The sequence below is a fragment of the Candidatus Halocynthiibacter alkanivorans genome, from assembly GCF_003333265.1.
Lineage (GTDB): Bacteria > Pseudomonadota > Alphaproteobacteria > Rhodobacterales > Rhodobacteraceae > Halocyntiibacter_A > Halocyntiibacter_A alkanivorans.
In genome coordinates this window covers 44,887-51,496 of record NZ_QOLB01000149.1, presented here as the reverse complement: position 1 = coordinate 51,496, position 6,610 = coordinate 44,887, and the positions used below count along the sequence as shown (strand labels likewise).

Here is a 6,610-nt window from a genome sequence, read left to right as displayed (position 1 = left end):
GCCCCGCGCCCGTCACCCGGCCCACGCCGCTCAGCAGCCACCAGGAAACAGCGCGCCTGTTTTGCCGGTGATCCGGTAGACCAGCAACCCGATCCATTCGCGCACCCCGGTGTTCAGATCATCCAGATGGTCGGCATAGTCCCAGCTCACTTCCAGACCGGCGGGCCGGGCGCGATAATCCACCGGATAAGGAACAACATCCCGCCAGCCAGCCGCACAAAACACACCAACACTGCGCGGCATATGAAAGGCCGAGGTCAGCAGGATCCAGGGCCCCTCCGTTGTTTCAGATGTTGCCACCAGCAGCTCCAGCGTGTTCACCGCGTTTTCCCAGGTGTTGCGCGAGCGGCTTTCAAACATCAGCCGGCCAGGCGGGATGCCGGCAGCGGCAAAAATCTTGCGCGCCACATCCGCGCCCGAAACGGACGGGTCCAGCACAGCGCCACTGCCACCGGTGAATATCAGCTTTGCCTGCGGGTATTTGCGCGCCAGCACCAGCGCCTGCAAGAACCTCTCCCCGGCCTCATTGGTCTGAAACTGCCCATGATCCGCCGTCAGCCGCGATTCTTCGCCACCGCCCAGAATGATGATACCCGCCGGGTCACTGACCTCAGGCCCGGGCGCAAACCGCGCCTCCAAAGGCCGCAGCACCAGATACCCCAGTGGCAGCGCGCCAAGCAGCAGCGTCAGCAGCACGCCTGACGACAGCAACCACAGCGCGCCACGCCGGCGATGCCGCAGCAGCGCCACCAGAGCTGCCACGGTCAGAAAAAGCGGCAGGTTTTCCGGCCGCACCAAAAACCAGAACAGTTTTGAGACCACAAAAAATACATTATCCATACCGGTCCCTTTACCCCGCATCACCCGGCGACCACCCAACGGTCCTCCCGCCAGCCATCCCGCTCCCGGCCACTATATTGTCTTGCACCCGAAACGAAACACACTCATGAAGTTAACATCCAGCCGACGGAGTGCCCCATGAAGACCAAAAGCCGCCGCAACCCCAGCGCCGAAATTCTCGGCCTCAACCTTGTGTTGCCGATGCTGGCAGGCCAGGGCCTCGCCGTGGTGCCGGTGCCAATGCTGCAACTGGTGCTGTTTGTCAGTTTTGGGATCGCGCTGGTGGCAGGCAACCTGTGGATGCTGCGCCGCCACCCGGGCTGGAAAATGATGATCTGGGGCCTGGTGGTTCTGAACATCTTCACCTCGGTGATGTTCAACTTCCTCGCCTTCCTGCCCGCCGCGATCTTCTTGCTGGTGCTGATCCCGCTGGGCATTGTGGTGATTTAGGCGCGAATCGACACGCCTGAACCGCCGCCCCGAAACGCTCTCAATCCCCCGCTTCAGCCGCCGACTTTCAATACGATCTTGCCGATGTGGCTGCCGGCCTCCAGCTTTGTATGGGCGCCCGCCGCGTCGGCCAGCGCAAATTCGCTGTCCATCACCGGGCCGACCTGACCGGCCTCGATCAGCGGCCAGACCCGGGCCAGCAGCTCATCGGCAATGCGCGCCTTGGCCAGATCGCTCTGGGGGCGCAGAGTGGAGCCGGTAATGGTAAGGCGCCGCATCATCACCTGGGCAAAATTCAGCTCGATCTTGGGTCCGGTCAAAAAGGCAATCTGCACCAGCCGGCCATCATCCGCCAGCGCCCGCACATTGCGCGGCAGGTATGAACCGCCCACCATGTCGAGAATCAGATGCGCGCCGCCCTCGGCCTTCAGCACCTCGACAAAATCATCCTCGCGGTAATTTATTGCTTTTTCGGCGCCCAACCCGGTGCAGGCGGCGCATTTTTCTGCCGATCCTGCGGTGGTGAACACCCGCGCCCCAAAGGAACGCGCCAGCTGGATCGCGGTGGTGCCGATGCCACTGGAGCCGCCATGCACCAGGAACCGCTCGCCGGCCTGCAGCCCGCCGCGCATGAACACGTTGGACCAGACGGTGAAAAAGGTCTCCGGCAAGCAGGCGGCCTCGGCCATGCTCAGCCCAGAAGGCACCGGCAGGCAATGCGAGGCCTGGGTCGCCACATATTCCGCATATCCGCCGCCGGGCACCAGCGCACAGACCGCATCCCCCAGCGCCCAGCCCTGGGCATCCGGCCCCAGCGCCACGACTTCGCCAGACACTTCAAGCCCCGGCAGATCGCTGGCGCCCCTGGGCGGCGCATACAGCCCGGCGCGCTGCAAGGCGTCCGGACGGTTCACCCCGGCATATGCCACTTTAATCACCACTTCGCCCAGGCGGGGCACTGGTCTTTCACGCTGGGCCAGCTGTAAGACGTCCGGCCCGCCTGCGGCGGTAATCTCTACGCAATTCATCTCGCTCACGACTCAGCTCCCTTATCCGCAACGCCCGCCTCAGCAGCGCTGTTGTCCCGGGCGCCCGCATCCGCGCTGCCCCTGTCCGTTTGGCCCGTATCTGCCGCAGCCCTGTCCGCCCCGCCCTGACCCGGGTCCATATAGCCCGGCACATCGTGGCGCCGCGCCCCCGCCGGTGCTTTCACCTGGGCCAGCACCGCCATCGGCAGCGCCAGCAGGCCAGAGAGCAACTTGCTGTCGCGCACCCCGGCCTTGACCTTTTCAATCCGCATCACATCCTCGACCCGCCGGTCGAGAAACTCCCAGCTGTCGGCGTGGCTCTCAGAAGTATCGCCCAGCCAGAACAGCACCGTGGCAGCATAGACGCCCGACAGGCTTATGCGTTTGCTGTACCAGTTCACATCCTCAGAGGTGTCGCCCAGCGCATTCCAGATCGCATCACAGGTGTCCCACATCAGCCTGGTGCCGTCGGGCGCATAATAAGGCAGCGCAAACAAGGTCATACCCCGGCGCACCATTTCAATGTCTGAGGCCTCAATGCGCAGCCGCACCGCCAGCGCAATCTTGTCGCGAAAGCGCATGTCGGTAAGATCCGCCGCCGCCAGACCCGCCAGCATCTGCGCATCTCCACGCCGGTGATAGGCGCTCGCCAGATCCACCGCACCGCGCGGACAGACCGCCAGGGCCAGCTCCGCGCTGACCGCGCAATCCTGCACCGCGGCGTCAAATGTTGCCTGACTCCAGCCGTCAAACGGCACATGGTCCAGCGCCGCCTCCAGCAGCGCCTCTTTCAGCGGGGCATCCGTTGTATCGACACGCATAACAGCCTCTCAAACAGCCTCTCAAAATCTATGCACCCGATAGTAGACAAGATAACATCGCTTTGCTATACGGCCAATTCCTGCAATTTTGCAAATTCAACCTAGAAAGGTGGTGAAAACCACATGCAGGTAAGCGTACGTGATAACAACGTCGATCAGGCACTTCGTGCTCTGAAGAAGAAACTTCAGCGTGAAGGCGTTTTTCGTGAAATGAAGCTCAAGCAACATTTTGAAAAACCGTCCGAGAAAAAAGCCCGCGAGAGCGCCGAAGCAATTCGTCGTGCCCGTAAACTGGCTCGGAAAAAAGCGCAGCGTGAAGGTCTCCTCTAAGACGATTACGCTTTTGATCCTCCGGGATCAGGAATTTAACCCCTGGGGCCTCACGGCGCCGGGGGTTTTCTTTTGGCTGACGGGGATCAGAGGCGCTCAGACCTTTGCCCATTGCCCGCACAACGTGCGCCCGGACGTCTGACGGTTGCACTGACATGGGGGCTGACGCGTGGTCGGGCAGGCATCCGGCGCAGCGCTCCTCTGCTCACAACATCCGGGCGCAACACACGGGCGCAACACACGGGCGCAGCACCCCGCCCCACCGGCGCAAGTCCCACAACGCTCCGAGCTGCCCGTCACAGCCCTCTGAAAACGTCCTCGACATAATCCGCCAGGCCCACGGCCAGCGCCCCTGGTGGGCGCTCCGCGCTGTGGGCCAGCACCACCGGCGTCGGCGGCAGCTCTTCCTCCAGCGCGATGGGCACCACCTGGCCACCGTCATAGGTCGCATCAGAGGCAGGGCGCATTGACAGGATCGACACGCCAAGCCCGTTGGCCACGCTGCAACGCACCGATTCGATGGAGCGCGAGCGAAAGGCGATGCGCGGTCCGATGCCATAACGCGCAAAGATCGAGAAAAAATAGTCCCGGCTGCGCGGCGCATCAAACAGGATGTAATCTTCCGTTGCGATGTCGCGCACCGAAACGCTTTGACGCTCTGCCAGCCGGTGCCCCGGCGGCACAATCAGATAGGGCGGTGCCTGGGTCAGCGCCCGCCATGAGATCCGCCCCGGATCCAGCCCGAGATCATACATAATCGCCAGATCAAGCGTGCCCTGGGTGAGCGCCTCGCTCAGCTCCTCCTGCAGCATTTCTGAAACGTCCAGCACCACATCCGGTGCCAGCGCCCGGTAGCCGCGCACAATCCGCGCCAGACAAAACGGCGCAATCGACTGAAAACAGCCCAGCCGCACGGTGCCACTGCGGTTGTCGGCGATCTTTTCCACCGCAGCCTCGATACCGGTGCCGCAGACCACCAGCTCGGTCGCGTAGGACAGGAACGCTTCGCCCTGCGCCGTCAGCTCAGTGCCACGCGCATGCAGCCGGCGCAGCAGCACCAACCCGGTCATATCCTCCAGCTTGTCCATCGCCTGGGCCACCGCCGGCTGTGACACACCCAGCGCGCGCGCCGCCGCAGCAATACCGCCGCACCGCGCCACCGCACAAAAATACTCGCATTGTTTGAGCGTGAGTCTGATCATCGCGACGCTCCTGAATAAGAATTTCTTTTCTTAAAGCACAAATAATACAGTTTTTTCAATCTTTGTATCGGGTCTAATCTCGCAGCAACCGGCAAAGGAGCCCCGAAATGAAAACCGAGACGCAAACCCAAATGACCCTGAACCAGATTGTAGACCTGCACAGCTATCCCCTTGGCGATACAGCCTTTCAGAGCGCCTGCCGCGCAAAAATCGACGACACTGGCGTGCTGGTCATGCCGGATTTCACCACCGCGGCCGCAGTCAAAGCCATCCATTCCGAGGGAGACGCCAATCAGCACCGGGTCTACGCCAGCGCGGCGCAGCACACGGTCTATCTCAGCCCGCAGGACCCCGCGTTTGCCGAAGACCATGCCCGCAACCGGCTGGTGACCTCGTCAAAGGGCTGCATCACCGATGATGTGGTGCCGGCTGATTCCGCCCTGCGCACGCTCTACAATGCACCGGAATTTCGCAGCTTCCTGTGCCAGGTGCTGGGCGAAAGCGCGCTTTTTGAGTACGCAGACCCGCTGTCCTCAATCAATCTGCACTATGCACAAACCGGCCAGGAGTTGGGCTGGCATTTTGACAATTCTTCTTTTGCCATCACCCTGATGGTGCAGCCGCCCGAACGCGGCGGCGCGTTTGAATATGTCAGCGATGTGCGTGACGCCGATACCGGCGATATGGCCTACGGTGCTGTGGCCGACGTGCTCGACGGCAAAACAGCTGTGCAGCAAATCATCGCCGGGGCCGGTACTCTGGTGCTGTTCCGCGGCCGCAATTCCATCCACCGGGTGGCGCCGAACCTGGGCGCCCGCACCCGCATGCTGGCGGTGCTGGCCTATAATTCCGCCCCCGGCATCGCGCTGTCAGAAAAAGCCCGCCTGACCTTTTTTGGCCGCACCGGCTGAGCTTTTTTGGTTGCACCGGCACACAGCTGCCGCCCGTGGCCTGCAGAACAGCGGCCATGGGCGGCAGGCGGGGCGAAAATCGCAGCCCCCCTCCTGCAGGCCGCGCTGATCCGGCCCCCGATCCGGCCCACCGCCTGCAGCGCAAAACCATGGCGTTACGGGCGGCTTTTTGACCTGATCGCCGCGCCTCTGCCTCTCATATGGATTTTTCCGCATTTTCTTGCTACGGTCACGCAGCGGTCGCACCGTATTTTGCAGCCTCCGGCAATTTCAAACCTGCGCTACGACAGAAACCGCACCCTTGGGACAGAGACACAGGCCAGCGCCATCTCGGACGGGCATTCCGCCCGTCGTCAGTGTCACTTAACGAGGGATCAAATCATGACAGAGTGGAGTATCCAGGGCGCAGAACTCACCAACTGCAATTGCAATTTTGGCTGCCCGTGCCAGTTCGCCGTTTTGCCCAGCGACGGCACCTGCGAAGCGGCGGTGTTCTTCAACATCAACAAAGGCCATTACGGCGATGTAAATCTCGACGGGCTGCGCGCCGCCGCCGTCTATAAATGGCCCGGCCCCATCCACGAAGGCAATGGCGAGATGCAGCTGATCATTGACGAAAGCGCCAGCGCTGAACAGCGCGCCGCGCTTGGGGAAATCATGAACGGCCGCGACACCACTGAAATGGCAACCATGTGGTTTGTCTATTCCGCGATGGCCCCGACCAAACACGACACGCTCTATAAACCCGTTTCAATCGACATGGATCCCGAGGCGCGCACCGGAAAGGGCTCGGTCTCCGGTGTGGTCGAAATCAACGTCAAACCGATTCCTAATATTGTCACCGGCGATCCGCACCGGATCAGAATCAACCTGCCACACGGGTTTGAATTTGACGTTGCCGAAATGGCCAGCGGCAGTACCACCACCTCCGGCGGCGCTATTTCACTGCTGAAAAACAATAACACCCATGCGCACCTGGCCCAGCTGCATCTCACCGGTGCCGGCGTGGTGCGCTGACAAGGCGCTAC

Annotated in this window: 7 protein-coding genes and 1 pseudogene; 4 read left to right on the top strand and 4 right to left on the bottom strand. The window is 62.0% G+C overall.

Annotated features, from left to right (window positions below; genetic code table 11):
- Positions 1-30 precede the first annotated feature (30 nt).
- Positions 31-840 carry a YdcF family protein gene (locus tag DWA01_RS19615; RefSeq protein ID WP_160116081.1) on the bottom strand — a complete coding sequence of 270 codons (810 nt, stop codon included), beginning with the start codon at positions 838-840 and terminating at the stop codon, positions 31-33.
- Between the two features lie 138 nt (positions 841-978).
- Here DWA01_RS19615 and DWA01_RS19610 point away from each other — a divergent pair, with 138 nt between their 5' ends.
- Positions 979-1,290 (top strand): hypothetical protein, encoded by a 312-nt coding sequence (locus DWA01_RS19610; protein WP_114287500.1) that lies wholly within the window; start codon positions 979-981, stop codon positions 1,288-1,290.
- Between the two features lie 53 nt (positions 1,291-1,343).
- Here the strand turns inward: DWA01_RS19610 and DWA01_RS19605 are convergent, their stop codons facing one another.
- Entirely contained in the window at positions 1,344-2,318 is a 975-nt protein-coding gene (locus DWA01_RS19605; RefSeq protein WP_114287499.1) for an NAD(P)H-quinone oxidoreductase, read from the bottom strand.
- Between the two features lie 143 nt (positions 2,319-2,461).
- Positions 2,462-3,139 (bottom strand): annotated as a pseudogene (locus DWA01_RS19600) (COQ9 family protein); the annotation flags it as partial.
- Positions 3,140-3,262: 123 nt separating this feature from the next.
- Here DWA01_RS19600 and rpsU point away from each other — a divergent pair.
- Positions 3,263-3,469: a 30S ribosomal protein S21 gene (gene rpsU / locus DWA01_RS19595; protein ID WP_114287497.1), complete on the top strand. Its 207-nt coding sequence runs from the start codon at positions 3,263-3,265 to the stop codon at positions 3,467-3,469.
- A gap of 296 nt (positions 3,470-3,765) precedes the next feature.
- Here the strand turns inward: rpsU and DWA01_RS19590 are convergent, their stop codons facing one another.
- Entirely contained in the window at positions 3,766-4,671 is a 906-nt protein-coding gene (locus DWA01_RS19590) for a LysR family transcriptional regulator (RefSeq protein ID WP_114287496.1), read from the bottom strand.
- 107 nt (positions 4,672-4,778) lie between these two features.
- Here DWA01_RS19590 and DWA01_RS19585 point away from each other — a divergent pair, with 107 nt between their 5' ends.
- Positions 4,779-5,582, top strand: coding sequence for a HalD/BesD family halogenase (locus tag DWA01_RS19585; RefSeq protein ID WP_235008628.1), 804 nt, complete (start codon positions 4,779-4,781; stop codon positions 5,580-5,582).
- A 381-nt stretch (positions 5,583-5,963) separates the two neighbouring features.
- A complete protein-coding gene (locus tag DWA01_RS19580; protein WP_114287504.1) occupies positions 5,964-6,599 on the top strand; it encodes a DUF1326 domain-containing protein in 636 nt (211 codons plus the stop codon).
- Positions 6,600-6,610 lie beyond the last annotated feature (11 nt).